The organism is Streptomyces sp. NPDC102274, from assembly GCF_044766385.1.
Taxonomy (GTDB): domain Bacteria; phylum Actinomycetota; class Actinomycetes; order Streptomycetales; family Streptomycetaceae; genus Streptomyces.
This window is the reverse complement of sequence record NZ_JBIWLW010000004.1, coordinates 166,291-191,432: the sequence shown is the minus strand read 5'-3', so window position 1 is coordinate 191,432 and position 25,142 is coordinate 166,291. Positions and strand designations below refer to the sequence as shown.

The 25,142-nt window shown below is 70.0% G+C and carries 28 protein-coding genes and 3 tRNA genes; 9 read left to right on the top strand and 22 right to left on the bottom strand.

From position 1 onward, the window contains the following. Positions 1–99: 99 nt before the first annotated feature. Positions 100–1,128, top strand: coding sequence for an adenosine deaminase (locus ACIRQP_RS07440; protein ID WP_403884856.1), 1,029 nt, complete (start codon positions 100–102; stop codon positions 1,126–1,128). Between the two features lie 70 nt (positions 1,129–1,198). Here ACIRQP_RS07440 and ACIRQP_RS07435 read toward each other — a convergent pair whose 3' ends face one another. From ACIRQP_RS07435 to ACIRQP_RS07400, 8 genes are all read right to left on the bottom strand, one after another. Continuing rightward, the gene (locus ACIRQP_RS07435; RefSeq protein ID WP_403884853.1) at positions 1,199–2,254 is read right to left on the bottom strand and encodes a UDP-N-acetylmuramate dehydrogenase; all 1,056 of its coding nucleotides are present in this window, start codon (positions 2,252–2,254) and stop codon (positions 1,199–1,201) included. Positions 2,255–2,344: 90 nt separating this feature from the next. Beyond that, positions 2,345–3,778, bottom strand: a complete 1,434-nt coding sequence (locus tag ACIRQP_RS07430; protein WP_403884850.1) for an MFS transporter — start codon at positions 3,776–3,778, stop codon at positions 2,345–2,347. 92 nt (positions 3,779–3,870) lie between these two features. Beyond that, entirely contained in the window at positions 3,871–4,431 is a 561-nt protein-coding gene (locus tag ACIRQP_RS07425; RefSeq protein WP_403884847.1) for a TetR/AcrR family transcriptional regulator, read from the bottom strand. 126 nt (positions 4,432–4,557) lie between these two features. Next, positions 4,558–4,986: a MaoC family dehydratase gene (locus tag ACIRQP_RS07420; RefSeq protein WP_403884844.1), complete on the bottom strand. Its 429-nt coding sequence runs from the start codon at positions 4,984–4,986 to the stop codon at positions 4,558–4,560. A 5-nt stretch (positions 4,987–4,991) separates the two neighbouring features. After that, on the bottom strand, positions 4,992–5,444 hold the full coding sequence (locus ACIRQP_RS07415) for a MaoC family dehydratase N-terminal domain-containing protein (RefSeq protein WP_403884841.1): 453 nt from the start codon (positions 5,442–5,444) through the stop codon (positions 4,992–4,994). Positions 5,445–5,558: 114 nt separating this feature from the next. Next, the gene (gene rpmG, locus ACIRQP_RS07410) at positions 5,559–5,723 is read right to left on the bottom strand and encodes a 50S ribosomal protein L33 (RefSeq protein ID WP_003956487.1); all 165 of its coding nucleotides are present in this window, start codon (positions 5,721–5,723) and stop codon (positions 5,559–5,561) included. Positions 5,724–5,815: 92 nt separating this feature from the next. Beyond that, positions 5,816–5,888 (bottom strand) — tRNA-Met (locus ACIRQP_RS07405). Between the two features lie 47 nt (positions 5,889–5,935). Next, a tRNA-Thr gene (locus ACIRQP_RS07400) sits at positions 5,936–6,008 on the bottom strand. A gap of 217 nt (positions 6,009–6,225) precedes the next feature. Between ACIRQP_RS07400 and ACIRQP_RS07395 the strand changes: the two genes are divergently transcribed. The 5 genes from ACIRQP_RS07395 (at position 6,226) to ACIRQP_RS07375 (ending at position 10,849) form a co-directional block, all read left to right on the top strand. Then, entirely contained in the window at positions 6,226–7,587 is a 1,362-nt protein-coding gene (locus ACIRQP_RS07395) for an amidohydrolase family protein (RefSeq protein WP_403884838.1), read from the top strand. 49 nt (positions 7,588–7,636) lie between these two features. Further along, positions 7,637–8,296 carry an SDR family oxidoreductase gene (locus ACIRQP_RS07390; RefSeq protein ID WP_403884835.1) on the top strand — a complete coding sequence of 220 codons (660 nt, stop codon included), beginning with the start codon at positions 7,637–7,639 and terminating at the stop codon, positions 8,294–8,296. A 30-nt stretch (positions 8,297–8,326) separates the two neighbouring features. Next, entirely contained in the window at positions 8,327–8,947 is a 621-nt protein-coding gene (locus ACIRQP_RS07385; RefSeq protein ID WP_403884832.1) for a GyrI-like domain-containing protein, read from the top strand. Positions 8,948–9,245: 298 nt separating this feature from the next. Beyond that, positions 9,246–9,803, top strand: coding sequence for an RNA polymerase sigma factor (locus tag ACIRQP_RS07380; RefSeq protein WP_403884829.1), 558 nt, complete (start codon positions 9,246–9,248; stop codon positions 9,801–9,803). After that, the gene (locus ACIRQP_RS07375; protein ID WP_403884826.1) at positions 9,800–10,849 is read left to right on the top strand and encodes a CU044_5270 family protein; all 1,050 of its coding nucleotides are present in this window, start codon (positions 9,800–9,802) and stop codon (positions 10,847–10,849) included. Before ACIRQP_RS07380 ends, ACIRQP_RS07375 begins: the two co-directional genes overlap by 4 nt. 314 nt (positions 10,850–11,163) lie before the next feature. Here the strand turns inward: ACIRQP_RS07375 and ACIRQP_RS07370 are convergent. Continuing rightward, positions 11,164–11,245: transfer RNA gene (locus ACIRQP_RS07370), tRNA-Tyr, on the bottom strand. A gap of 218 nt (positions 11,246–11,463) precedes the next feature. On the opposite strand from ACIRQP_RS07370, the gene ACIRQP_RS07365 reads away from it, so the two are divergent. The 3 genes from ACIRQP_RS07365 to ACIRQP_RS07355 all read left to right on the top strand — a co-directional run bounded on the left by ACIRQP_RS07365 (position 11,464) and on the right by ACIRQP_RS07355 (position 13,359). After that, on the top strand, positions 11,464–11,952 hold the full coding sequence (locus ACIRQP_RS07365; protein WP_403884823.1) for a YajQ family cyclic di-GMP-binding protein: 489 nt from the start codon (positions 11,464–11,466) through the stop codon (positions 11,950–11,952). 241 nt (positions 11,953–12,193) lie between these two features. Further along, positions 12,194–12,703, top strand: a complete 510-nt coding sequence (locus ACIRQP_RS07360; protein ID WP_403884820.1) for a methylated-DNA--[protein]-cysteine S-methyltransferase — start codon at positions 12,194–12,196, stop codon at positions 12,701–12,703. After that, positions 12,700–13,359, top strand: coding sequence for an alpha-ketoglutarate-dependent dioxygenase AlkB family protein (locus tag ACIRQP_RS07355; RefSeq protein WP_403884818.1), 660 nt, complete (start codon positions 12,700–12,702; stop codon positions 13,357–13,359). The genes ACIRQP_RS07360 and ACIRQP_RS07355 overlap by 4 nt, the downstream gene beginning before the upstream one ends. A 42-nt stretch (positions 13,360–13,401) precedes the next feature. Here the strand turns inward: ACIRQP_RS07355 and ACIRQP_RS07350 are convergent, their stop codons facing one another. The 13 genes from ACIRQP_RS07350 to ACIRQP_RS07290 form a co-directional block, all read right to left on the bottom strand. Continuing rightward, on the bottom strand, positions 13,402–13,671 hold the full coding sequence (locus tag ACIRQP_RS07350; RefSeq protein WP_403884815.1) for a GlsB/YeaQ/YmgE family stress response membrane protein: 270 nt from the start codon (positions 13,669–13,671) through the stop codon (positions 13,402–13,404). A gap of 187 nt (positions 13,672–13,858) precedes the next feature. Continuing rightward, entirely contained in the window at positions 13,859–14,251 is a 393-nt protein-coding gene (locus ACIRQP_RS07345) for a YccF domain-containing protein (protein WP_403884812.1), read from the bottom strand. Then, positions 14,248–15,111 carry a zinc metalloprotease HtpX gene (htpX, locus tag ACIRQP_RS07340; RefSeq protein WP_403884809.1) on the bottom strand — a complete coding sequence of 288 codons (864 nt, stop codon included), beginning with the start codon at positions 15,109–15,111 and terminating at the stop codon, positions 14,248–14,250. Before htpX ends, ACIRQP_RS07345 begins: the two co-directional genes overlap by 4 nt. Positions 15,112–15,344: 233 nt before the next feature. After that, positions 15,345–16,883, bottom strand: a complete 1,539-nt coding sequence (locus ACIRQP_RS07335) for an NADH-quinone oxidoreductase subunit N (RefSeq protein ID WP_403884806.1) — start codon at positions 16,881–16,883, stop codon at positions 15,345–15,347. Next, a complete protein-coding gene (locus tag ACIRQP_RS07330) occupies positions 16,880–18,517 on the bottom strand; it encodes an NADH-quinone oxidoreductase subunit M (RefSeq protein ID WP_403885379.1) in 1,638 nt (545 codons plus the stop codon). Before ACIRQP_RS07330 ends, ACIRQP_RS07335 begins: the two co-directional genes overlap by 4 nt. Positions 18,518–18,544: 27 nt before the next feature. Next, positions 18,545–20,554, bottom strand: a complete 2,010-nt coding sequence (locus tag ACIRQP_RS07325; RefSeq protein ID WP_403884803.1) for an NADH-quinone oxidoreductase subunit L — start codon at positions 20,552–20,554, stop codon at positions 18,545–18,547. After that, positions 20,551–20,940, bottom strand: coding sequence for an NADH-quinone oxidoreductase subunit NuoK (gene nuoK, locus ACIRQP_RS07320; protein WP_403884800.1), 390 nt, complete (start codon positions 20,938–20,940; stop codon positions 20,551–20,553). Before nuoK ends, ACIRQP_RS07325 begins: the two co-directional genes overlap by 4 nt. Beyond that, a complete protein-coding gene (locus ACIRQP_RS07315; RefSeq protein WP_403884797.1) occupies positions 20,940–21,578 on the bottom strand; it encodes an NADH-quinone oxidoreductase subunit J in 639 nt (212 codons plus the stop codon). Before ACIRQP_RS07315 ends, nuoK begins: the two co-directional genes overlap by 1 nt. Then, positions 21,575–22,135, bottom strand: coding sequence for a NuoI/complex I 23 kDa subunit family protein (locus tag ACIRQP_RS07310; protein ID WP_403884794.1), 561 nt, complete (start codon positions 22,133–22,135; stop codon positions 21,575–21,577). Before ACIRQP_RS07310 ends, ACIRQP_RS07315 begins: the two co-directional genes overlap by 4 nt. Beyond that, positions 22,135–23,103, bottom strand: coding sequence for an NADH-quinone oxidoreductase subunit H (locus tag ACIRQP_RS07305; RefSeq protein ID WP_403884791.1), 969 nt, complete (start codon positions 23,101–23,103; stop codon positions 22,135–22,137). Before ACIRQP_RS07305 ends, ACIRQP_RS07310 begins: the two co-directional genes overlap by 1 nt. Next, positions 23,100–24,023 carry an NADH-quinone oxidoreductase subunit C gene (locus tag ACIRQP_RS07300; RefSeq protein ID WP_403884788.1) on the bottom strand — a complete coding sequence of 308 codons (924 nt, stop codon included), beginning with the start codon at positions 24,021–24,023 and terminating at the stop codon, positions 23,100–23,102. Before ACIRQP_RS07300 ends, ACIRQP_RS07305 begins: the two co-directional genes overlap by 4 nt. Then, positions 24,020–24,691: an NADH-quinone oxidoreductase subunit B gene (locus tag ACIRQP_RS07295; RefSeq protein ID WP_403884785.1), complete on the bottom strand. Its 672-nt coding sequence runs from the start codon at positions 24,689–24,691 to the stop codon at positions 24,020–24,022. The genes ACIRQP_RS07300 and ACIRQP_RS07295 overlap by 4 nt, the downstream gene beginning before the upstream one ends. Then, positions 24,682–25,074 carry an NADH-quinone oxidoreductase subunit A gene (locus ACIRQP_RS07290; RefSeq protein ID WP_403884782.1) on the bottom strand — a complete coding sequence of 131 codons (393 nt, stop codon included), beginning with the start codon at positions 25,072–25,074 and terminating at the stop codon, positions 24,682–24,684. The genes ACIRQP_RS07295 and ACIRQP_RS07290 overlap by 10 nt, the downstream gene beginning before the upstream one ends. Positions 25,075–25,142 lie beyond the last annotated feature (68 nt).

Here is a 25,142-nt window from a genome sequence, read left to right as displayed (position 1 = left end):
GCCCCCGGCGATCGCCGGGGGCCCGTTTTTGCGTTCGGACAAGATCTCGATCGGGGAATGTGGCTGCCGGTCGGCGCGAGCATGGGGCAGGATCTACGAATGGAGAGCACCACCCGCCCCCGCGATCTCAGCCTGCTGCCCAAGGCTCATCTGCATCTGCATTTCACCGGTTCGATGCGGCCCACGACGCTGCTCGAACTCGCCGACAAGTACGGCGTTCATCTCCCCGACGCGCTGACCAGCGGCGAACCGCCCAAGCTGCGCGCGACCGACGAACGCGGCTGGTTCCGTTTCCAGCGGCTCTACGACATCGCCCGGTCCTGTCTGCGGACGCCCGAGGACATCCAGCGGCTGGTGCGCGAGGCGGCCGAGGAGGACGTACGGGACGGCTCGGGCTGGCTGGAGATCCAGGTCGACCCCACCTCGTACGCCCCCCATCTCGGCGGACTGATCCCGGCCCTGGAAGTCATCCTGGACGCCGTGGACACCGCGTCCAGGGAGACCGGTCTGGGGATGCGGGTGCTGGTGGCGGCGAACCGTGTGAAGCATCCGCTGGAGGCCAGAACGCTGGCCCGGCTCGCCGTGCGGTACGCGGACCGGGGTGTCGTCGGCTTCGGGCTCTCCAACGACGAGCGCCGGGGGATGGCCAGAGACTTCGACCGGGCCTTCGCGATCGCCAGGGACGGCGGGCTGCTGGCCGCGCCGCACGGCGGTGAGCTGACCGGGCCCGCGTCCGTACGCGACTGCCTGGACGATCTGCGGGCGGCCCGCATCGGGCACGGCGTCCGCGCGGCAGAGGACCCGAAGCTGCTGCGCAGGCTCGCCGAACGCGGGGTGACCTGCGAGGTCTGCCCGGCCTCGAATGTCGCGCTGGGCGTCTACGAGAAGCCGGAGGACGTCCCGCTGCGGACGCTGTTCGACGCCGGGGTCCCGATGGCGCTGGGCGCGGACGACCCGCTGCTCTTCGGCTCGCGGCTGGCGGCGCAGTACGAGCTGGCCCGCCGGCACCACGGCTTCGACGACACCGAACTGGCCGAGCTGGCACGGCAGTCGGTGCGGGGTTCGGCGGCGCCGTGGGAGGTACGGGAAAAGCTGCTGACGGGCATCGACCGCTGGCTGGCCGACTGACGCTTCGCACCACGCCCCGGCTCCTGTCCGGCCGGACAGGACCCAGCCGGTCAGGAGTCAGCCGGACAGGCTAGAGGCTCACGCCGACCGTCACCGGCTCGTTGACCAGCGTGATCCCGAACGCCTCCTGGACCCCGGCCACCACCTCGCGGGCGAGCACGAGCAGATCCTCGGTGGTCGCCGCACCCCGGTTGGTGAGGGCGAGGGTGTGCTTGGTGGAGATACGGGCCGGGCCCGTGCCGTACCCCTTGGTGAAACCGGCCCGGTCGATCAGCCAGGCCGCGGAGGTCTTCGTACGCCCCTCCCCGTCCGGGAATCCGGGCGGCGTCACCTCGTCGCCGAGGCGGGCCCGTACGCGCGCGACGAACTCCGCGTGCTCCCGGTCGGTCAGGATCGGGTTGGTGAAGAAGGAGCCGGCCGACCAGGTGTCGTGGTCCTCCGGGTCGAGCACCATGCCCTTGCCCGCCCGTAGCTTGAGGACGGTGTCCCGCGCGGTCTCCGCCGGGACGCGGTCGCCGGGCTCGACACCGAGGGCGCGGGCCGTCTCGGCGTACTTGAGGGGGGCGGAGAGCCCATGCGCGTCCTCCAGGGCGAAGCGGACCCGCAGCACGACCCAGCGACCGGGGTGCCGCTTGAACCGGCTGTGGCGGTACGAGAAGCCGCAGTCGGCGTTGGTGAGCGTGACCGTCCGCCCGGTGGAGCGGTCGTAGGCGACGACTTCGGTGAGGGTGCTCGACACCTCCTGGCCGTACGCGCCGACATTCTGGATCGGCGTGGCGCCGGCCGAGCCGGGGATCCCGGCGAGGCATTCGATGCCCGCCAGGCCCGCTTCGACGGTACGGGCGACGGCGTCGCTCCAGATCTCGCCGGCGGCCAGTTCCAGCGTGGTGCCGTCGAGCGAGAAGCCCTTGGTCGCGATGCGCAGGGCGGTGCCGTCGAAGCCCTTGTCCCCGATGATCAGATTGCTGCCGCCGCTGATGATCAGCAGCGGCGTACCGGCGTCGTCCGCCTCGCGCACGGTGGCGATCACTTCGTCGTCGGTGACCGCCGTGACCAGGCGGGTCGCCGGGCCGCCGAGGCGGAAGGTGGTCAGTGGGGCGAGGGGAGCGTCGTGGAGTTCCTGCACGGGACAAGAGTACGGGCCGCCGGGACCTGGGAATCGGATCTCGACGGCCCATAGGTCCTGCTCCGGCGGGACAGGAATCAGACGGCGGCGTCAGACGGCGGCGGGCTCGCGCTCGCCCAGGTCTTCCTTGGCCGCCGGCGCCCGCCGGGCACCGCGCCCCGGGATGAGCAGGGCCGTCAGCGCGCCGAGCGCCACCAGCCCCGCGCCGATCCAGAGGGCCGGTACGGTGCCGTCCCTGAAGGTGTCGGGCGTACGGTAGCCGCCCTGCGCGGCGAAGATCGCGCCGAGGATGGCCACACCGAGCGCTCCGCCGACCTCGCGCAGGGCGTTGTTCGTACCGGAGGCGATGCCCTGCTCGGCCGGGCTGACGCTGGACATGACCAGGCTGGCGGCCGGAGCGAAGTAGAGCCCCATCCCGACCCCACTGATGATCAGTGCGGGCAGTTGCACCGCGTACGACATGTCCGGCTCGACGACCAGTGCGAACAGCCCCAGCCCGAGCGCCTGGAGGGCCAGGCCCGTGACCACGACGGGCCGGCCGCCGATCCGGTCCGTGAGCACCCCGGCGATCGGCGCGACGAGCAGCGGCATGGCGGTCCACGGGAGCATCCTCAGCCCGGCCTGGGTGGGCGTATAGCCGAGGACACCTTGCAGGAACTGGCTGAGCAGGAAGATCGAGCCGAACATGCCCAGGAACATCAGGAGGCTGGCGCCGTTGATGCCGGCGAAGCCGCGGTTCTTGAACAGCCGCATGGGCAGCATCGCGTACGGGTGGCGCAGTCCGTGCAGGACGAAGGCGACGAGCAGCGCGCCGCCGGCTGTCAGGCCCAGCAGGACGGGGAAGCTGGTCCAGCCGTCGGCGTTGGCCGTGACCAGGGCGTAGACGATGCCGAAGAGGCCCGTACTGACGAGGAGCGTGCCGGGGATGTCGAGGCGCGCGTTCGGCGCGTACGACTCCTGGAGGCGTAGCCGGGCGAGGGGCAGCAGGGCGAGGCCGATCGGGACGTTCAGCCAGAAGATCCACTGCCAGGAGAGGTGTTCGGTGAGGGTGCCGCCGACAAGTGGACCGCTGGCGACGGCGAGGCCGGTGACGGCGCCGAAGACGCCGAGGGCGGCTCCTCGCCGTTCGGCGGGGACGGCGGCGGTGAGCAGGGTGAGCGTGAGCGGCATCATGATCGCCGCGCCGACGCCCTGGACGGCGCGCGCGGCGATCAGCGCGTCGATGCCGGGTGAGAGTGCTGCGGCGGCCGAGGCACCGGTGAAGATCGCGAGGCCGGCCAGGAAGAGTCTGCGGCGGCCGTACCGGTCGCCCAGCGCGGCGCCGGACATGAGGAGGACCGCGAACGTGAGCGTGTAGGCGTTGACGGTCCATTCCAGGTCCTCCAGCGCGCCGCCGAGTTCTTCGCGGATGGAGGGCAGGGCGGTGGTGACGACGAGGTTGTCCAGGGCCGCCATGAAGCTGGCGACACCGGTGATGACCAGGGTCCAGATGGCTCGGGACCCGCCGGCCGGTGGCTGACTCATTGTTCTCCCCCTGATGGGCATGACACTTATTAGTTATCGATGACTAACTTTCATGGACATACGGAGACGCCGAGCACTCCCCCGGTGACCGTTCAGCCCTCGGACGGCCGCGCCGAGTCGTAGAAGCCGGACCAGACGCGGTGATCGGGCGCGAAACCCAGCGAGACAAGGGTGTTGATCAGCATTCCGTACGCCAGGAACGTCGTGGTCTCGCCCACGTCCGCCCCGAGCACCAGATGCACCGTGTCCCAGAGCGTCTGCCAGCCGGCCCGTACCGTGTCGCCGAACTCATGGTCACCCGCGGCCTCGGCGGTCGCCACCGCGACATACATCTGCATCTGCATCAGCAGTTTTTCCGGATCATCGGCGATGAGCCGCTGGTAGGCGTTGGCCATGGCATGCAGGGCCGCTTCGCCCTCCAGCCCTTCCGATGCCTCCGTCATGACGCGTGTGGTGTCCGCCAGACAGCGTTCGGCGGCGGCGAGGAACATGGCCTGCTTGTTCGGGAAGAGCCGGAAGAGATACGGCTGCGAGACTCCGACCCGGTGGGCGATCGCCTCCGTGGAGGTGCCGAGGTAGCCGCCCCGGGCGAACTCCGCGACCGCCGCACGGACCACGCTCTCGCGTCGCTCTTCTGCGCTCATCCTGACCATGGAGCCAAGTTATTGGCCAATCACTACCCACGTCAAGCGTAAGGGGCGCCCGCCGATTGCGGGCACCCCTTACACAGCGCGTACTCAGGACACAGCGCTCACTCAGGACGCACAGGACACGCTCACTCAGGCGAGCCGGACAACCGCGCGGGACATGCCCAGCACCTTCTGGCCCGCGCTCATCGCCGTCAGATCCACCCGGACCCGGTTGTCCTCCAGCTTGGCCGCGACCTTCGCGCTGACCTCGATCAGCGCGCCCTGGTCGTCATTGGGCACCACGACCGGCTTGGTGAAGCGGACGCTGTACTCGACGACGGCTCCCGGGTCGCCCACCCAGTCGGTCACCACCTGGATCGCCTCGGCCATGGTGAACATGCCGTGCGCGATGACGTCCGGAAGCCCGACCTCCTTGGCGAACTTCTCGTTCCAGTGGATCGGGTTGAAGTCCCCGGAGGCGCCCGCGTACCGCACCAGCGTGGCGCGCGTGAGGGGGAAGCCACGGGCTGGCAGCTCCGTACCGATCTCGACCTCGTCGTAACCGATCTTCGCGGTCACCGGCCTCACGCCCCCTCGGCGGCGCGGGCCACCAGCTTGGTCCACGCGGTCACGACATGCTCGCTGGCCTCGTCGCACACTTCACCGCGGACATCGATGATGTCGTTCCCGGCCAGGGACTTGATCGCCTCGATGGTCGAGGTGACGCTCAGCCGGTCGCCCGCCCGCACGGGACGGGTGTACGCGAACTTCTGGTCGCCGTGCACCACACGGCTGTAGTCCAGACCCAGCTGCGGATCGGCGATGACCTCACCCGCGGCCTTGAAGGTGATCGCGAACACAAAGGTCGGCGGCGCGATCACATCGCAGTGCCCGAGGGCCTTGGCGGCCTCCACATCGGTGTACGCCGGGTTGGGGTCGCCCACCGCCTCGGCGAACTCGCGGATCTTCTCCCGGCCGACCTCGTACGGCGCGGTGGGCGGATAGCTCCGCCCCACGAAGGACTGATCGAGCGCCACTGACTCGCTCCCTCCTGATGTTGATGACCACAGGCCTGCTGGAGACCCTGATGTAGACAAGGAAACGACACGAGGCCGTCCCCAACCGGGGACGGCCTCGCATACGAGCCTGATTCAGCGCGTTTCGCGGTGCGCGGTGTGCGAGTTGCAGCGCGGGCAGTGCTTCTTCATCTCAAGACGGTCCGGGTTGTTACGCCGGTTCTTCTTGGTGATGTAGTTCCGCTCCTTGCACTCCACGCAGGCCAGCGTGATCTTCGGGCGGACGTCGGTGGCAGCCACGTGAGTGCTCCTTGGACGGACAACGGATGAACGGATGAACGCAGAAAAGAGTAGCCGATCGAAGGACCGACCCCACAATCGGCTACTTTGTGTAGCGGTGACCGGACTTGAACCGGTGACACAGCGATTATGAGCCGCTTGCTCTACCGACTGAGCTACACCGCTTCGATGTTGGATCTCCTCGCCCGAAGGCGAGGATCACCGAACATCTGAGCCCCAATACGGAATCGAACCGTAGACCTTCTCCTTACCATGGAGACGCTCTACCGACTGAGCTATTGGGGCGAGCGATGAAGACATTACACGGTCGATTGCCGATCGCCCAAATCCGTTTTCCGCCCCTCGCCCCACGCGTCCCGCGGTGTCCCGTACGCCACTGGTGGGCTCGCCGGTACGACTATTGCGCTCCTCCTCGAAGGCCGGCTGAGGCGCCCCTAGGCTCGACTCACGCTGCGTGACGTGCACGCCGGAGTCCGACCAGAAAGCCCTCATCAGGAGCCCGATGCCCGACAGCCAGCCGCAGCCGCAGCCGCAGCCGTCCGACGGAGCCCCGGCCGACTCCACCGCGCTCGTCCTGTGCGGCGCCCGTCTGACCGACGGCCGCACCGTGGACGTACGGCTCAGCTCGGGCCGGATCGAGGCCGTGGGAACGGCGGGCAGTCTCGCCGCGCACGGCACGCGGCTGGATCTGGCCGGTTATCTGCTGCTCCCCGCCCCGGCCGAGCCGCATGCCCACAGTGACACCGCCCTCACCGCGCTCACCCCCGACGGACCGGGCTCCTACTCCCCCGAGGATGTGCAGCGCCGCGCCACCGAGGCCGCCCTGCTGCAGCTCGGTCACGGCGCGACCGCGCTGCGCTCCCACGTTCGGATCGGGGACGCGCAGGAGCTGGGCCGGATGGCGGCGGTGCTCCAGGCCCGGCGTTCGCTGCGCGGTCTCACCGATCTGACCGCCGTCGCCGTACCGCGCCTGCTCACGGGCCTCGCGGGCGCCGACGGGCTCGCGATGCTGCGGGACGCGGTGAAGATGGGCGCGGGGGTGTTGGGCGGCTGCCCCGACCTGGACCCGGATCCGGCCGGGTACGCGGAAGCGGTGCTGGGGATCGCGGCCGAGCACGGCTGTCCCGTCGATCTACATACGGACGGTGACGATCCGGTCCGGCTCGCCCGGCTCGCCGCGATGGCGGGCGGCCTGCGGCCCGGGGTGACGCTCGGGCCGTGCGCGGGGCTGGCCAGGCTGCCCGCCGGGACGGCGGCGCGGGCCGCCGGCCAGCTGGCGGCGGCCGGCGTGACGGTGGTCTGTCTGCCGCAGGGCGGCTGCGGAGGCGTGGAGCGCACGGATGTGGAGCGGGTGGGCGCGGACCGGCGCGGCGGCGCGGGCCGACGGGGTACGGAGCCGCCCGGCGCGGAGTCATGGGGCTCCGGGCTACCGGGCGCAGAGCGCGGCGTCGCCCCCGTACAGCTGCTGCGGGCGGCCGGAGTGCGGATCGCGGCCGGCAGCGGGGCGCTGCGGGACGTATCGAATCCGGTCGGGCGCGGGGACCCGCTGGAGGCCGCCTACCTGCTGGCGTCGCAGGGCGGGATGCGGGCGGCGGACGCGTACGACGCGGTGAGCGGGGCGGCGCGGGAGGCGATGGGGCTGCCCGAGGTGCGGGTAGAGGCGGGCTTTCCGGCGGAGTTGCTGGCGGTGCGCGGGGAGCGGATCGAGGGCGTGCTGTCCCTCGCGTACAGCAGGATCGTCATTCACCGCGGGCGGGTGGTGGCGCGGACGAGCGCCGTACGGGAGTACTGCGACTCGGCGGCGGCCGTCGCGCTGGAACTGCCCCGGCAGGGACGGTCCGTCCTGGGTAACCCCGGCCCCTGAGCGGGATGGCGGGTCAGCGGTGAACGGCCCCGGACGTACGGTCGTGAGCATGCGAATCGTGATTGCAGGAGGACATGGTCAGATCGGGCTGCGGCTGGAGCGCCTGCTCGCCGCGCGCGGACACGAGACCGCGGGCATCATCCGCGACCCCGCGCAGGCGGAGGATCTGCGCGACGCCGGTGCCGAACCGGTCGTACTGGACCTGGAGTCGGCCTCGGTCGAGGAAGTGGCCGCGGCGCTGAAGGGCGCGGACGCGGCGGTGTTCGCCGCGGGCGCGGGCGGCGGGAGCGGAGCGGCCCGCAAGGAGACGGTGGACCGGGGCGCGGCGGTGCTTTTCGCGGACGCCGCTGAGCGCGCGGGCGTACGCCGTCACCTCGTCGTCTCGTCCATGGGCGCGAACCCGGATCACCGGGGCGACGAGGTCTTCGACGCGTATCTGCGGGCCAAGGGCGCGGCGGACGCGTACGTACGGTCCAGGTCCGGGCTCGACTGGACGATCCTGCGGCCGGGGATCCTTACGAACGACCTCGGGACGGGGCTCGTGCGGCTCGCGGAGTCGACGGGGCGGGGGCCGGTGCCGCGCGACGATGTGGCGGCGGTGCTGGCCCAGTTGGTGGGGACCCCGGGGACCGCGGGTCTGACGCTGGAGCTGATCGGCGGGACGGTGCCGGTGGCCGACGCCGTGAAGGCCGCGGCGGGCGGACGATGAGTTCCGGGCCCTGGGGCTGTCCTTGCTCTCATGAACGAGGACATGTGTAACGAGGGCATGCGCAACAAGGACATGCGTAGCGAGAACATCGGCTCGAACGAGGACATCGACTCAGAGGAAGAGGACATGGACGGGAGCAAGCGCGTGCACCTGCCGAAGATCGTCCGACGGGGCGAGCAGCCGTACGTGGCCATCGGAAAATCCGTCCGTATGGACGAATTCCCGACGATCGCCGACCGGCTGCCGGAGCTCATCGGCTGGGTGCTCGGCCAGGGCCTGGAGCCGGAGGGGGCGCCGTTCTTCCGCTACCGCACCGTCGACATGGACGGCGAGTCGGAGGTGGAGGCCGGCGTCCCGCTGGTGTCGGCGCCGGAGCCGGAGGGCGAGATCCGCGTCGGGACGCTGCCCGCCGGCCACTACGCGACGATCACCCACCTCGGCCATCCCGATGGGCTGTTGGAGGTGGCCGGTGGGCTGCGGGAGTGGGCGGAGCACGAGGGGCTGGAGTGGGACATGACCGTGGTCGACGGGGTGGAGCACTGGGGCTGTCGGCTGGAGTCGTACAAGACCGACCCACGGGTGGAACCGGACCTGGCCAACCGGGAGACGGAGCTGGCGTTCCGGCTCGCCGACCTGGCCCCGGGTGGCTAGGGCGTGTTGCGAAGGTAGCGCCGTAGCGCGGCCTTGACCGGACGGCCGGCCGGACGGACGGCCTGGCTGGACGGACGGACATGGGAATGGCCCTTGGTCCACGTCTCCGTGAATCAAGGGCCATCTCTGTCGCACGGCGCCGCTGCCGGCGGGCCGAACAGCAGCGAGCCCGGCACCACGGTCCGCGGGCGCGCAACGGCCCGGACGGGAGCCTCTGCGCCGCCGCGCGAACGCTCCGGGGCCTTGGCGACAAGTACAGGGTGAGGCCGCTGTCCACGCGGCGACGATGGGAGGTCCGGTGGAAACGGACGAAGATCTACTCACCCGCTCGATACGGGAGCCCGAGGCGTTCGAGCTGTTGGTGGTACGGCATTCGGGGGCGCTGCACGGCTATCTGTCGCGTCGGGCGCCGGGAGCCGCGGACGATCTGCTGGCAGAGGTATGGCTGCAGGCCTTCACAGGCCGCGGTACGTACGACGTGAACCGCGGCACGTCGCGCACCTGGCTCTTCGGAGTGGCCAGGAACGTGCTGGCCGCGCACCGGCGCCGACACGAACGGGACGCGAGGGCGCTCCCCGGAAACGAGGAGAGCAGCGATCCGTGGCACGCGATCGACCAGCGACTTGACGCCGCGGCGGTCGCGCCGCTGATCCGCCACACACTGGCCGGTCTGCCGAACGTGGAACGCGAACTGCTGTTGCTCGTCGCCTGGGAGCAGCTCACGCCCTCGGAGGCCGCCGCCGTGGTCGGCATCCCCGCGGGCACGGCCCGCTCTCGGCTGCACCGCGCCCGTACCCGGCTGCGCGCCGCGCTCGACTCCACCCCATCGCTTTCGCTGACAGGAGACTTCGCATGACCAAGCACGAGGTGGACGTCCTCGACTTCCCCGGCGCCGACCGTCTGCGGGCCGCGGCCGACGTCGCCCCGCCGAGCCCCGCGGCCGTCAGCGCCGCACTCACGGCGGTACGCGCCGCCGCGGCGAAGAGCGACACGGTGGTGCCCCTCGCCTCCCGGCGCGACCGTATGCGGCGGATCCTGGTCTCCGCCGCGGCGGTTGCGGCCATCGCGACAGGCGCGGCCGTCTACCCCATCGTCGGTATCGGAAGCAGCCCGCCGGCAGCCGAGGCCGACGCGGCGAGTTTCCTCCACAGCGTGGCGGACACCGCTGGTGCCAAGTCCGTCTCCAACGCCCCGTACTGGAAGGTGAAGAAGCGTACGTGGGTCACCTCCGGGCTTCCCGGTCGGGTGTACCCCACGGAGACCCGGACCGAGTGGCTCGGCCGGAACAGTTGGTTCCTCGCGGGCCTCGGCGACAGCGAGGTCATGGAGTTCACAGGTCTGGCAAATGGCTGGTCCCTGGCATCCAATGGCCGTGCGCGGATGACCAACGGCTACCACGTCGCACAGCCCGGTCGCCATGAGCAGACATCGTGGCGTGTTGGCCCGATCGTGTCCGGCCGGGTCAACAGCGAGATCATCACCTGGGACGAGCTGAAGACCCTTCCGACGGAGCCGAAGGCGCTCAGGGCAAAGCTCCTCAATGGAGCCACCGGACCCGACGCCGAGAAGAATCTCTTCAACGGCATCGATTCTCTTCTGAGTAACGCACCCGCGGGCCCCCGGCTGCGTGCCGCGCTCTTCGAGGTCCTCGCCGACATCCCGGACGTAGGCCTGGTCGGCCATGTCAAGGACAGTGCGGGACGCAGCGGCACCGCCGTGGAACTGAAGATGGGGTACGGGAGCAGTCGCCTGATCATCGACCCCAAGACCTCCCGACTACTGGAAGCGACGTCGGCCACTCGGAGCGGCCCGAAGTCCGACGCCGGCGTCATTCGCACCACCTATCTCTCCGCCGGACCGGCTGAGAAAGCTCCTCGTCCCGGCACACGGTCCAAGGACTGATATCCAAGGACTGGTACCGGGGCCGCGATCACCTACGTCGAAGGCCCGACCGGATTCCCGTTCCCGGTCGGGCCTTCGACGTATTGCCCGGTGAACGCATTGGCCGCGCAAGGCCGTCCGGGGCCTGCACCCTTCCCACTTTCGCCCTTCCCACCTGCGCCCTTCCCACCAGGCCCGGTTGCACTTCTCCGGTGAACGAAGGTGGCCGAGCGGCCTCATGGCTGTATGACCTTCGCCATACGGCCGTCGTCTCTTCCCACAAGAAAGCGGCCCCTGGCCTGCGTTTCCGCAGATCAGGGGCCGTTTTTATCGCGTGGCGGCGCCAGGATTCGAACCTGGGAAGGCTAAGCCGACGGATTTACAGTCCGCTCCCATTGGCCACTCGGGCACACCGCCATGGGATGTCGTTGCCTGGTGGAGAGGCCGCTGTGGGCGGTGCTCCCTGGCAACGACGTAAACGATACCCGATGCCCGGGGGTGCTCTGCCACCGGATTGATCAGCACTCGGGACGGGCGTGGGTGACTAGGCTTTACGGCAGCGGCCGGCGGTGTCCGGTCGCTCAGCGAGCATGCGATGAGCACCCGAACAGCACCGATACAAGGAGCCACAGGACATGGCCGACTCCAGTTTCGACATCGTCTCGAAGGTCGAGCGGCAGGAGATCGACAACGCCCTCAACCAGGCAGCGAAGGAGATCTCGCAGCGTTACGACTTCAAGAACGTCGGCGCCTCGATCGGCTGGTCCGGCGAGAAGATCCTCATGCAGGCGAACTCGGAGGAACGGGTCAGCGCGATCCTCGACGTCTTCCAGTCCAAGCTGATCAAGCGCGGGATCTCCCTCAAGGCGCTGGACGCGGGCGAGCCCCAGCTGTCCGGCAAGGAGTACAAGATCTTCGCGTCGATCGAGGAAGGCATCTCCCAGGACAACGCCAAGAAGGTCGCGAAGATCATCCGCGATGAGGGCCCCAAGGGCGTCAAGGCGCAGGTGCAGGGCGAAGAGCTGCGGGTCAGCTCGAAGAGCCGCGACGACCTGCAGACCGTGATCTCCCTGCTCAAGGGGCAGGACTTCGACTTCGCGCTCCAGTTCGTGAACTACCGGTGACGCGGGAACGACCGGTGGCGTAGGCGGCGACCGCTGATGTGGACGGCGACGGGTGATGTGGCCGGCGCGGGTGCGGGCGGGCGCTCCGCACCCGCGCCGGCCGCCGCCGCCGGGCGCGCTGTCCGAATTCCGCCAGCTTCCGCGGTTCGGGAGGCGGAGACTCGTTACTCGTAGCAGCTGAACGGGACTGCTGAACGCGACTCGTGGACAGCTGAACGCTCTGCGAGGAGAGGAACGAGTGATGACCGGGACCATGTACACGACGATCGACAGCCCCCTGGGCGAACTGCTGCTCGTCGGCGAGGAGTCCGCCACCGCGAAGGGCGGCGTCGCGCTTGCCTCGCTCTCGCTGCGGGGACAGAAGGGCGCGGCCGTCGTCCAGGACGGATGGGTCCGGGCGCCGGAGGCGTTCGAGGAGATCACCGGACAGCTCAGGTCGTACTTCGAGGGCACGCTCACGCGGTTCCGGATCGAGTACACGGACAGCGGTACGGACTTCCAGCGGCGGGTCTGGCAGGCGGTGGACGCCATTCCGTACGGCGAGACCGTGACGTACGGGCAGATCGCCGGGCAGGTCGGCTCGTCCGGGGCCGGGGTGCGGGCCGTGGGGACCGCGATCGGGCGGAATCCGCTGCTCGTCGTACGGCCGTGTCATCGGGTGATCGGCGCGGACGGGGCGCTGCGGGGGTACGCGGGCGGGGTGGACAGCAAGGAGCGGCTCCTCGGCCTGGAGGGCGCGCTGGTGCGATGAGCGGGGACCTGTTCCCGAGGCCGCGAGCCGTCGTCGCTCCCGGCGCCGTGCACGTGCCCTCCTGGCTGTCGGATGAGCGGCAGCGGGAACTGGTGGACGCTTGCCGTGGCTGGGCCCGAGGGCCGGTACCGATCCGGCACACGGTGCTGCCGAACAGCGGTGTGATGTCCGTACAGACCGTCTGCGTGGGCTGGCACTGGCAGCCGTACGCGTACACCCGTACCGCGGGCGATGTGAACGGCGCGCGGGTCGCGGAGTTCCCGGACTGGCTCGTCGAGTTGGGGCGCGAGGCGCTGGTGGAGGCGTACGGCGATCCGGCGGCCGGCGCGGCGTACACCCCGGACACGGCGCTGATCAACTTCTACGAGGGCGGCGCCAAGATGGGGATGCACCAGGACAAGGACGAGAAGTCCGGGGCGCCGGTGGTGTCCCTGAGCATCGGCGACCGGTGTGTCTTCCGCTTCGGCAATACGGAGAGCCGGGGGCGGCCGTACACGGATGTCGAACTCTCCTCCGGGGACCTCTTCGTCTTCGGGGGACCGTCGCGGTTCGCGTACCACGGGGTGCCCAAGGTCTATCCGGATACGGCCGCCCCGGCCACGGGCCTGCGCGGCGGCCGGTTGAACATCACCCTGCGCGAGACCGGCCTCACGTAGCGGAGTCGGCGGGTCGAGGCCGGCGCGCTCGGAAGTGGCCGATCAGCGCGCTCGGGAGTGGCCGAAAATAACTCGGTAGAGAACGAGCAGCACAAGAGCGCCGCCGATGGCCGAGATCCACGTCGCCCCGTCGTAGAACTCCTTGCTGATGGGATGGTCGAGCCACCGCGCCGAGATCCAGCCGCCGATGAAGGCTCCCGCGATACCGATGAGGGTCGTACCGACCAGTCCGCCCGGGTCCCGGCCGGGGAGCAGAATCTTGGCGGCGGCTCCGGCGAGAAGTCCCAGAATGATCCAGCTGATGACACCCATGCCTTGAACCTGCCTTTCGTACGGTCGTGCCTGGGAAGACGCGGTACGGGCGGGTGGCGGTTGCACCTGGATTCCGCCCGGCCGGACAGAACTCGTACCACTCGCGGCGAATAGCGGCGATTCGGGGAAAACGCAAGGCGGGGGCAGTGGCCGATCAGCAGGCGGCCAGGGGGCGGTCTGCGGCCGGTCAGCGGGCCGCGAACGGCTGGTCGGTGGGGACGATTTCCTTGCCGAGCGGCATCAGCGAGATGGGAATCAGCTTGAAGTTGGCCAGGCCGAGCGGGATTCCGATGATCGTGACGCAGAGGGCGATGCCGGTGAAGACATGGCCCAGGGCGAGCCACCAGCCCGCGAGGACCAGCCACAGCACATTGCCGACGCACGAGGGCGCTCCCGCGTCGCGGCGGTCGACCGCCATATAGCCGAAGGGCCACAGGGCGAAGATACCGATACGGAACGCGGCCACCCCGAAGGGGATGCCGATGATCGTGATGCAGAGCAGCAACCCCGCCAGCACATACCCGAGGCACATCCAGAAGCCGCACAGTACGAGCCATATGACGTTCAGGATTGTCTTCATGGTTGACGACCTGCCATCTGTTCCAGCCGGGCGATGCGCTCCGCCATCGGCGGGTGGGTGGAAAACAGCTTCGAGACCCCTTCCCCGGGCCGGAAGGGGTTCGCGATCATCATGTGACTCGCGGTCTCGATCCGTGGCTCGGGCGGCAGCGGAAGCTGTTTCGTCCCCGCGTCAAGTTTACGCAGCGCGCTGGCCAGAGCGAGGGGGTCACCGGTGATCCGGGCGCCCGAGGCATCGGCCTCATACTCCCGCGAGCGGCTCACCGCCAGTTGGATGACCGAGGCCGCGAGCGGGCCCAGAATCATGATCAGCAGCATGCCGAAGATGCCGGGGCCGTCATCGTCGTCGGACCGGCCGATGGGGATCAGCCAGGCGAAGTTCACCAGGAACATCACCACTGAGGCGAGGGCTCCCGCGACGGACGAGATCAGGATGTCCCGATTGTAGACATGGCTCAGCTCATGGCCGAGGACTCCGCGCAGCTCGCGCTCGTCCAGGATCTGGAGAATGCCTTCCGTACAGCAGACGGCGGCGTTGCGCGGGCTACGGCCGGTGGCGAAGGCGTTGGGGGCCTGGGTGGGCGAGATGTAGAGCCGTGGCATGGGCTGGCGGGCGGCGGTCGAGAGCTCACGGACGATGCGGTAGAGCTGAGGCGCCTCGAACTCGCTGACGGGGCGCGCGCGCATGGCGCGCAGGGACAGCTTGTCGCTGTTCCAGTAGGCGTACGCGTTCGTGCCGATCGCCACGAGAAGCGCGACGATCAGGCCCGTACTGCCGAAGAAACTGCCGATCGCGATGATGAGTGCGGACAGTCCCCCGAGGAGTACGGCGGTCCTGAGCCCGTTGTGCCGGCGGTGCACGGTACGCCCTCCAAGTGGTGCGGCAGGGGAACCCTTTGCTGGTGCTGCTCCACTCTTCAGTGGACCCTTCCGTACTGGTCAACGCCAGGCGGGCGGCACGGGTTCCCTTGTGCGGCCGGACAGGGGCGTACGCCGTCCGGGTGGCGGTGGTACGGGGAGGTGGTGCGGGCGTGGTGCTGCGCGACCCGGCGTACGGGGTACGGACGACCCGGCGTACGGGCTCGGTACGGGGCTCAGAACAGGCCGGTACCGGCGAAGCGCAGTACGAGCTGGGGCACCCCGGAGAGGGCGACAGCGGCGGCGGCCGTGAGCGCGATCGTGACGGCGACGTCGCCGGCCTCCGCCGCGCCGGTAACGGCCTCCGGGGCCGGGCTTCCGGCCTCAGCGGGCTCCGGCGCGCGGAAGAGGACCGACGTCCACTGGAGGTAGTAGTACAGCGCGATCACCACATTGGCGGCCATGATGACGGCCAGCCAGCCGAGGCCGGCGTCGACGGCCGTCGAGAAGACCGTGACCTTGGCGAACAGGCCGATGATGCCCGGCGGCAGTCCGGCCAGGCAGAGCAGGAAGAAGCCCATCGCCAGGGCGACGAGGGGCTGCCGCGCGTAGAGGCCCTGGTAGTCGGCGAGGCGGTTCAGCGGCTTCGTACGGGCCACCAGCACGACGACCGCGAAGGCGCCGAGGTTCACGACGGCGTACATCAGGGCGTACGCGACGGTGGATCCGATCCGGTCGCCGCCCGCGTACGCCGCGGCGGCGATCGGCACCAGGAGATAGCCCGCCTGGGCCACGGACGACCAGGCCAGCAGCCGTACCGCGCTCCACGCGCGGGTGGCCGACTGCCGCAGTGCGGCGACATTGCCGAGGGTCATGGTGAGCGCGGCGATGACCGCGAGGACCGGGCCCCACACCTCCCGGTACGAGGGGAACGCGATGACGGTCACCAGGATGAGGCCGGAGAAGCCGACCGCCTTCCCGACGACGGAGAGGTACCCGGCGATGGGCAGGGGCGCGCCCACATAGGTGTCGGGCACCCAGAAGTGGAACGGGGCGGCGGCCGTCTTGAAGGCGAAGCCGACGAGCGTGAGGGCGACGCCCGCCTTGGCGAGGGTGTCCAGCTGGCCGGGGACATGGCCCAGTTCCGCAGCGATCCGGGTGAGGTGGAGGGTGCCGGTCGCGGCGTACACGAAGCTGACGCCCAGCAGCATCACGGCGGTCGCGGTCACCGACGAGAGGAAGAACTTCAGCGCGGCCTCGGAGGAGAGCCGGTCGCCGCGCCGCAGTCCGACGAGGGCGAACACGGGCAGTGACGCCACTTCGAGGGCGACGACCAGAGTGGCGAGATCACGCGAGGCGGGCAGCAGCGCGGCGCCGGCGGCCGAGGCGAGCAGCAGGAACCAGTACTCCCCTACCGGGAGTTTCCTGCTGTCGTGGAGCGAGATCAGCGCGGTGAGCAGCGCTCCTCCGAGCACCAGCAGCTGGATGACCAGCGCGAAGTGGTCGGCGGTGTAGCTGCAGACGTCGGCGTCGGCGGTGAGGCAGAACGTCGAGCGGTCACCGGCGCGCAGCGGGAGGAGGGTGAGGAGCCCGGCGACGAGACCGGCGATCGCGATAGCGCCGAGGAGCGGTTTGCGGTGCTCCGGTACGAAGAGATCGGCGACCAGCACGACCAGGGCGACCACCGCCGTGATGGTGGGGGGCGCGATCGCGAGCCAGTCGATCGACTGGACGAGGCTGGCGCCGGCGGCGGCGCTCTCGGCGGCCACGTTCACGACTTGCCTCCTGCGAGGAGCTTCTGCACGGCGGGGTCGGTGAGGCCGAGCAGGACCGCGGGCCAGAGTCCGGCGAGGACGGTGAGGGCGACGAGCGGGGTCCAGGCGGCGAACTCATAGGTCTGGACGTCGGCGAAGCGCGCCGGCTCCGGCGCTCCTGCACGCGGCGCCTCGCGCTGGGCTTCCCGCGGGGCTGCCTGCGGTTGCGCGCCCATGCAGACGCGGCGTACGACGATCAGCAGATACGCGGCGGTGAGCAGCGTGCCGAAGCCGGCGATCACCATGAAGGTGAGGAAGGCGGGGCGGCTCAGCCCCTCCGCGGGGTTGAAGGCCCCGAACATCGCGAGCATCTCACCCCAGAACCCGGCGAGGCCGGGCAGGCCGAGGGAGGCGACGGCCGCGAAGGCGAGCAGGCCGCCGAGGCGGGGGGCGCGGCCGTAGAGCGCGGCGCCTGTCGCTCCGGCGAGCGTGTCCAGGTCGGCGCTGCCGTACCGCTCCTTGACGGCTCCGACCAGGAAGAACAGCAGGCCGGTGATGAGGCCGTGAGCGATGTTGGCGAAGAGCGCGCCGTTGACTCCGGTGGGTGTCATGGTCGCGATGCCGAGCAGGACGAAGCCCATGTGGCCGACGGAGGAGTACGCGATCAGCCGTTTGAGGTCGCCGCCCGCGCCCTGCTTGGCCAGGGCGAGACAGGCCAGGGAGCCGTAGATGATGCCGACGACGGCGAAGGCGGCGAGATACGGCGCGAAGGTCCGCATGCCGTCGGGGGCGATGGGCAGGATGATACGGACGAAGCCGTACGTACCCATCTTGAGCAGCACGCCGGCGAGGAGCACCGAGCCGACGGTCGGGGCGGCGGTGTGGGCGTCGGGCAGCCAGCTGTGCAGCGGCCACATCGGGGTCTTGACCGCGAGGCCGAGGCCGATCGCCAGAACGGCGATGAGCTGCACGGATGTGCTGAGCCCACGGCCGTTGTCAGTGGCGAGTGCCACCATGTCGAATGTGCCCGCGTTGAGCCCGATCAGCAGCAGGCCGAGCAGCATGACCACGGAGCCGAGCAGCGTATAGAGGATGAATTTCCAGGCGGCGGCCTGCCTGCCGCCGGTGACGCCTTCCGAGCCGCCCCAGCGGGCGATGAGGAAGTACATCGGGATCAGCACCATCTCGAAGGCCAGGAAGAAGAGCACGAGGTCGAGGACGGCGAAGGTCGCCAGCGTGCCGGACTCCAGCAGGAGCAGCAGGGCGACGAATCCCTTGGGCGAGGGGCCCTTGGGCGGCGGCGTCGGCCGCTGATCTCGCTGCTTGAAGTAGCTGTAGAGCGCGCAGAGGAAGGTCAGCAGCGCGGTCAGGACCAGAAGGGGGAGGGAAATGCCGTCGATGCCGAGGTGGATCCGGACGTCCAGCGCCGCGATCCAGCTGATGTCCGTCGTGGCCTGCATCTTTGACGGCTGGTCATGGTCGAAGCCGAGTGCCAGGACGATCGTGGCGATGAGGATCGCGCCGGTCACGGTCACGCCGTGGCGCAGCACGGCCTGGTCGGGGCTCTTGCCCCGCAGTCCTGGCGGGGCCGGGAGGAGCGCCGCGACGGCCCCGATGAGCGGCCCGACGACGATCAACGCGAGAAGGAACTGCATCACGGACTCACTGATATCGATCACGGCTCACGCTCCGGCGGCGACGAGTACGGCGGCGATCGCCAGGACGACGGAGCCGGCCAGCAGGGCGCTGAGGTAGGTCTGCACGTTTCCGGTCTGGGCGCGGCGTACGGCGGTGCCGAGCCAGCCGGCGCCGGTGCCCGCGCCGCGTACGTACGTGTCGACGACCTCGCGGTCGAGGAAACGGACCAGCTGGGCGGCTGCCAGGACGGGGCGTACGAACAGACGGTGGTAGACGGCGTCGAGATGGAAGCCGGCCGCCGCGTGGCGGTGGAGCGGCCCCAGCAGGAGGCGGGCGGGGTCCGCGGGGTCGGGGGCGCCCGCGATGGAGCCGTACACCTGGGTGTGGATCTCGATGGCTTCCCTCTCCGCGAGGGCGGGCTCCGTGTCGGGGTGGTGGACGACGGCCCCGATGGGGGTGCGGGAGGCCAGCGCCGAGCTGTGCCGCCAGCAGCCGTAGGTGATCAGACCGCCGACGAGTGCGACGCCCGTGCCCAGGACGGACGTGGTGAGGTTCGGGGCGAGGCTGTGTCCGTCGAACCAGCCGGGGAGATAGCCGATGGCCAGACCGAGGCCGATGGAGGGGATGGCGAGCACCCACAGGACGGCGTTCATGGAGAGGGGCTGCTTGCCGTAGTCGGGGACCTCGGTGCCCCGGCCGCGGAAGGTGAGCAGCCAGAGTCGGGCCGCGTATGCGGCGGTGAGGAGGGCGGTGAGCAGCCCGGCGATCAGCACGGTCCAGCCCGCGGCTCCCGGGGCGGCGCCGCCGGATTCGCCGAAGGCCGTGTGCTCGGCGGCGACGAGGACCGACTCCTTGGAGAAGAAGCCGGCGAAGGGAGGGATCGCGGCGAGCGCGAGCAGTGCGACCGTCACCGTCCAGTAGGCGTCCGGGATGCGTTGGGAGAGGCCGCGCATCCGGGACATGGCGGCCAGCGAGTTGGTGCCGGCGGCATGGATGATCACACCGGCACCGAGGAAGAGGAGCGCCTTGAACGCGCCGTGCGCGATGAGATGGAAGACGGCCGCGCCACGGTCGCCCACGGCCAGGGCGCCCGACATATAGCCGAGTTGGCCGATGGTCGAGTAGGCGAGGACCCGCTTGATGTCGTCCTGCGCGAGGGCGGCGAGCGCCGAGCCGACCATCGTGATCGCGGCCATCACGGCGAGCACCACCAGGGCGGCGGCCGAGGCGGCGAAGACGGGGAGGAGCCGGGCCACGAAGTAGATACCGGCGGCGACCATCGTCGCGGCGTGGATCAGCGCGGAGACGGGTGTGGGGCCCGCCATCGCGTCGGGCAGCCAGGTGTGCAGAGGGAACTGCGCGGACTTGCCGGCCACACCCGCGAGCAGCAGCAGCGCGATCAGGGTGGGGTGGTCGAGGCCGCCGTCGGCGACCGTCTTCAGCACGCCGGTGATGCGGAACGTCCCGGCGTCGGAGGCGAGCGCGAACAGCCCGATCAGGAAGGGGACATCACCGAGCTTGGTGACGAGGAAGGCCTTGAGGGAGGCCGCGCGCGCCTCGGGCGTCTCCCAGTAGTGGCCGACGAGGAAGTACGAGCAGATGCCCATGATCTCCCAGCCGACCAGCAGCACCATCAGGTCGCCGGAGTAGACGACGAGCAGCATGGCGGAGGTGAAGAGCGAGACCAGAGCCGCGTACGAGGGGTAACGCGCGTCGCCGCGCAGATAGCCCGTCGAGTAGATCTGCACGCACGACGCGACGACGCCGACGAGGACGGCGACCAGAGCCGCGAAGCCGTCGATGTGCAGGGCGAGGTCGATGGGGACCGAGCCGGTGGGGGTGAGCTGGGTCGCCGCGTCCAGCGGTGCCTTCCCGTCGCCGTCGCCGCCGCCCTGGCGTACGGCCACGACGATGGCGAACGCCGCGGCGGCCAGGGTCGGCAGGATGGCCAGCGGGCGTACGAACCCGGGTGAGACGCGGCCGAGCAGCAGCCCGGCGACGGCGCCCAGGAAGGGCAGGAGGGGGACGAGAACGGCGAGGGTCGTGGTGGTCACGCGGTGGCCTCGGCCTTCTGCGCCGGGCGGGCGTCGGTCGCTTCCGGCCCGGCGCTCCCGGGGGTGTCGGGGCTGCCGGGGCCTTCCGCGGTGTCGCGGAGTCTGTCGATGTCCGAGGTGCCGCGGTTGCGGTAGACCATCAGGACGATCGCCAGGCCGATGCCGATCTCCGCGGCGGCGATGGCGATGACGAAGAGGGTGAGCGCCTGGCCGGCGTGCAGGGTGTCGCGGAGCCAGACGTCGAAGGCGACCAGATTGAGGTTGACGGCGTTGAGCATCAGCTCGACGGACATCAGGACGAGGATCGCGTTGCGCCGCGCGAGCACTCCGTACAGCCCGGTGCAGAACAGGAGGGCCGCGAGCACGGCGGGATAGGCGAGATGCATCAGCGCTGCTCCTTACCGCTACGGCTGTTCTTGGCGGCGGTGCCGTTCTTGGCGGCGGTGCTGTTCTTCGGGGCGCTGCTGTCCTTCGGGGCGTTGCTGTTCGCTGTCGCGCCGCGTTTCCGGGAGAGCACGATCGCGCCGACGAGCGCGGCCAGCAGGAGCACGGAGAGCGCCTCGAAGGGCAGCACCCAGTTGCGGAACAGGAAGTGACCGGTCACTTCGGTGGAGCCCTGGGCCGGCCCGTCCAGGTCGATCCAGGTCGTACGGAACGCGTCGACGACCACCCAGACAAGGGACACGGCCGCGACGACGGCGACCGCGAGGGCGACCGGGCGGTTGCCCGAATCGGCGTCCGGGGAGCGGCCGATGGGCGCCTTGGTGAGCATGAGCCCGAAGAGGAGGAGGACCACCACGGAACCGAGATAGATCAGGACCTGCACCCAGGCGATGAACTCCGCCGTGAGCAGCAGATATTCGACGGCCAAGCCGCCGAGCGTGACAACCAGCCAGAGGGCGGCGTGCACCAGCTGTTTGGTCGTGACGGTGACGAGGGCCGCGCCGAAGGTGACCAGACCGACGAGGAGGAAGGCGATCTCGACCCCGCTGGGTGACAGGAAGCCGTGCGCTGCGAGGCTCACTCGCCCCCCTCCTGTTCCGGCTCGCGCCGGGCAGCCGTCGCGAGCTTCTCGGCGGTCTTGCGGGCGGCGCCGAGCTCCTTCGGCTCCTCGGCGGCCGGGTCGAGAGCGGGCGGCGCGGGCACCGTCCACATCCACTCGCGGAGCTTGTCCCGCTCGTGGGTGAGGTCACGGATGTCCGTCTCCGAGTACTCGAACTCCGGCGACCAGAAGAGAGCGTCGAAAGGACAGACCTCGATGCAGATACCGCAGTACATGCAGAGCGCGAAGTCGATGGCGAACCGGTCGAGGACGTTACGGCTGCGCTCGCGGCCACCGGGGGCGGCGGCCGGGACCGTCTCCTTGTGGGAGTCGATATAGATGCACCAGTCGGGGCACTCACGGGCGCAGAGCATGCAGACCGTGCAGTTCTCCTCGAACAGTCCGATCACCCCGCGGGTACGCGGCGGCAGTTCGGGCTGTGCTTCCGGATACTGCCGGGTGACGGTTTTCCTGGTCATCGTCCGCAGGGTGACGGCCAGGCCCTTGGCCAGGCCGGAGCCGGGAAACGAGGGGGCCACTAGTTGATCGCCACCTTCACGATGCCGGTGAGCGCGATCTGCGCGAGAGCGAGGGGGATGAGAACGGTCCAGGCGAGCTTCTGCAACTGGTCCTCACGCAGCCGCGGGTAGCTCACGCGCAACCAGATGACGATGAACGCGAGCACGGCCGTCTTGAGGAGCGTCCAGACCCAGCCGAGTCCGTCGGCGCCGAGCGGGCCGTGCCAGCCGCCGAGGAAGAGGACGGTGGTCAGTCCGCAGAGGACGACGATGCCCGCGTACTCGGCGAGCAGGAAGAGCGCGAAGCGCAGGCCCGTGTATTCGGTGTAGGCGCCGAAGATGATCTCGGAGTCGGCGACCGGCATGTCGAAGGGCGGGCGCTGGAGTTCCGCGAGACCCGCGACGAAGAAGACCAGGGCACCGACGATCTGCCAGGGCAGCCACCACCACTCGAAGGCGTTGAGGATGCCGGGCAGGGAGACGGTGCCGGCCGCCATCGCGACGGAGGCGGCGGCGAGCAGCATCGGCAGCTCGTACGCGAGCAGTTGTGCGGCGGTACGCAGCCCGCCGAGAAGGGAGAACTTGTTGGCGGAGGCCCAGCCCGCCATGAGCGAGCCGAGCACCCCGATGCCCATCACGGCGAGCACGAAGAAGATGCCCGCGTCGACGACCTGGCCGACCGCGCCCTCGCTCGGACCGATGGGGATGGCGACCAGCACCAGGAGGTACGGGAGAAGGGCGACGGCCGGGGCGAGTTGGAAGATACGGCGGTCGGCGTTGGCCGGGACCACATCCTCCTTCTGCGCGAACTTCACCCCGTCCGCGACGAGTTGGGCCCAGCCGTGGAAACCGCCCGCGTGCATGGGGCCGAGACGGCCCTGCATATGGGCCATCACCTTGTGCTCGGTCTGACCGACGACGAGGGGAACGACCAGGAACACGGCGAAGACGACGACCAGCCGGAGGGCGACGTCGAGTACGTCGTTCACGCGTCTCCTCCGGGGCGGCGGTCGCTCTCGGGGCTCTCGTTCTCGGGGCTCTCGTTCTCGGGGCTCTCGTTCTCGGGGCTCTCGTTCTGACGGCCTTCGCTCTGAGGACCGTCGCTCTGGGGACCCTTGTTCTCAGGGCGTTCGGTGGCGCTTCCGTTGTCCTCCGTCGCCGGAGGGGGTTTGCGCCAGGGCGCGTCCGGGGTCGGGCCCTCCGGCTGCTGGCTCGCCGAACCCTGTGTGACGCTGCGCGCGCGGCGGACCGGGCGGTCGCCCGTCGCGCCTCCGGCACCCGCGCCGCCCGCACCCGCAGCGCGGGTGCGGGCGGCGCGGGCCGGGGCCGGGGGCAACTGGCCCTTGAGCGGGCCCCACTCGTTCGGGTCGGGGACACCGGGCGGGAGCATCTGGCGCCGCTTGGGGCCGCCGTGCTCGGACTCCCCCGGCTCCTTCGCACCCGGCCAGGCCTTGACGACGCGGGCCGCCAGGACGAAGTCCTTGCGCAGCGGGTACCCCTCGAACTCCTCGGGCAGCAGGAGGGGAACGAGATGGGGGTGGCCGGAGAAGGAGACGCCGAACATCTCGTGCGTCTCCCGCTCGTGCCAGCCCGCGCCCGCGTAGACCCCGACGGCCGTGGGCAGGACGGCCGTGTCGTGCGGGACGGTCGTACGGACCAGCAGCCGGCGGACCGTACCGCCCTCCAGGGCAACGACATGGGCACAGACACGGAAGCCCGTGCCCGGCTCGTCGACCGCGCTCAGCCAGTCGAAGTAGGTGCAGCCCAGCTGGTCGCGGGCCGTTTCGAGGGCGGGGATCCAGGACTCGGCGGGGACATCGACCGTCAGCAGGTCGTACGTCCGCTCGGCCGTGGCCCCCTCGCCGAAGATCTCGGCGGCGGCGTCCGGCAGCCGGTCGTATGCGTTCACGAAGCGCCCTCCCCCGGCGTCGGGGCCGGCGGCGGTGGCGGGGTGACCAGTCCGCTGCGCAGTGCGGCGGCCGAGGGCCGGCCGGCCGAGGCGTAGCGCTCGCCGAGCGATTCGCGGGCGATCTTCTCCTGGAGCTTCAGAATGCCCTGGAGCAGCGCCTCGGGGCGGGGCGGGCAGCCCGGTACGTATACATCGACCGGGATGACCTGGTCGACGCCCTTCGTGACGGAGTAGGAGTCCCAGTACGGCCCGCCGCAGTTGGAGCAGGCGCCGAAGGAGATCACGTACTTGGGCTCGGGCATCTGCTCGTACAGCCGCTTCACGGCGGGCGCCATCTTGTCCGTGACGGTGCCGGAGACGACCATCAGGTCGGCCTGGCGCGGTCCCGGGGCGAACGGGATCACTCCGAGCCGGATGAAGTCGTGCCGGGCCATGGAGGCGGCGATGAACTCGATCGCGCAGCAGGCGAGCCCGAAGTTGAAGACCCAGAGGCTGTAGCGGCGGCCCCAGTTGAGGACCACCTTCATGGGCTGCGGGGCCAGCCGGGAGAGCACACCGAGCCGCTTTCCGCTTCCGGTCGCGTCTCCGGTCGCGTCTCCGCTTCCGGCGGGACCGACGGCGGACACGGTCGGCAGGAGTTCGGGTACGGGAGTGGGGGTCACGTCCATTCCAGGACGCCCTTCTTCCATGCGTAGAGCAGTCCTACGGCCAGGAAGCCGAGGAAGATGAACATCTCGACCAGCGTCGTGGCACCGTATCCGGGGGCGGCGAAGACGGTCGCCCAGGGGAACAGGAAGATCGAGTCGACGGCGAAGACCACATAGAGGAACGCGTAGACGTAGTAACGGACCTGGGTGTGTGCCCAGCCTTCGCCCACGGGGTCCACACCGCATTCATAGGTGAGCAGTTTCTCCGGCGTCGGCACCACCGGCCGCAGCAGTCGGCCCGCCCCGAAGGCGACGGCGACGAACAGCACGCCGACGACCGCGAGCAGTCCGACCACCGAATAGCTCTGGAAGTAGTCCGACGCGAGAACGGCCGGTTGCGACACGTCCGCCCCTCGCTCCCTGACCTCGTAGCAGCTTCTCCGACGATCTGTACGGACGGGAGTCTAGGCCC

Bases quoted from the DNA above. Each gene is read 5' to 3' on its own strand.
- ACIRQP_RS07330 (WP_403885379.1), bottom strand. From the start codon at position 18,517: ATGCAGTTCCTTCTCGCGTTGATCGTCGTCGGGCCGCTCATCGGGGCC.
- ACIRQP_RS07345 (WP_403884812.1), bottom strand. From the start codon at position 14,251: ATGAAGACAATCCTGAACGTCATATGGCTCGTACTGTGCGGCTTCTGG.
- ACIRQP_RS07440 (WP_403884856.1), top strand. From the start codon at position 100: ATGGAGAGCACCACCCGCCCCCGCGATCTCAGCCTGCTGCCCAAGGCT.
- ACIRQP_RS07295 (WP_403884785.1), bottom strand. From the start codon at position 24,691: ATGGACGTGACCCCCACTCCCGTACCCGAACTCCTGCCGACCGTGTCC.
- ACIRQP_RS07355 (WP_403884818.1), top strand. From the start codon at position 12,700: ATGAGCGGGGACCTGTTCCCGAGGCCGCGAGCCGTCGTCGCTCCCGGC.
- ACIRQP_RS07395 (WP_403884838.1), top strand. From the start codon at position 6,226: ATGCCCGACAGCCAGCCGCAGCCGCAGCCGCAGCCGTCCGACGGAGCC.
- ACIRQP_RS07425 (WP_403884847.1), bottom strand. From the start codon at position 4,431: ATGGTCAGGATGAGCGCAGAAGAGCGACGCGAGAGCGTGGTCCGTGCG.
- nuoK (WP_403884800.1), bottom strand. From the start codon at position 20,940: ATGCATCTCGCCTATCCCGCCGTGCTCGCGGCCCTCCTGTTCTGCACC.
- ACIRQP_RS07390 (WP_403884835.1), top strand. From the start codon at position 7,637: ATGCGAATCGTGATTGCAGGAGGACATGGTCAGATCGGGCTGCGGCTG.
- ACIRQP_RS07430 (WP_403884850.1), bottom strand. From the start codon at position 3,778: ATGAGTCAGCCACCGGCCGGCGGGTCCCGAGCCATCTGGACCCTGGTC.
- ACIRQP_RS07365 (WP_403884823.1), top strand. From the start codon at position 11,464: ATGGCCGACTCCAGTTTCGACATCGTCTCGAAGGTCGAGCGGCAGGAG.
- ACIRQP_RS07375 (WP_403884826.1), top strand. From the start codon at position 9,800: ATGACCAAGCACGAGGTGGACGTCCTCGACTTCCCCGGCGCCGACCGT.
- ACIRQP_RS07350 (WP_403884815.1), bottom strand. From the start codon at position 13,671: ATGGGTGTCATCAGCTGGATCATTCTGGGACTTCTCGCCGGAGCCGCC.
- ACIRQP_RS07385 (WP_403884832.1), top strand. From the start codon at position 8,327: ATGAACGAGGACATGTGTAACGAGGGCATGCGCAACAAGGACATGCGT.
- ACIRQP_RS07360 (WP_403884820.1), top strand. From the start codon at position 12,194: ATGACCGGGACCATGTACACGACGATCGACAGCCCCCTGGGCGAACTG.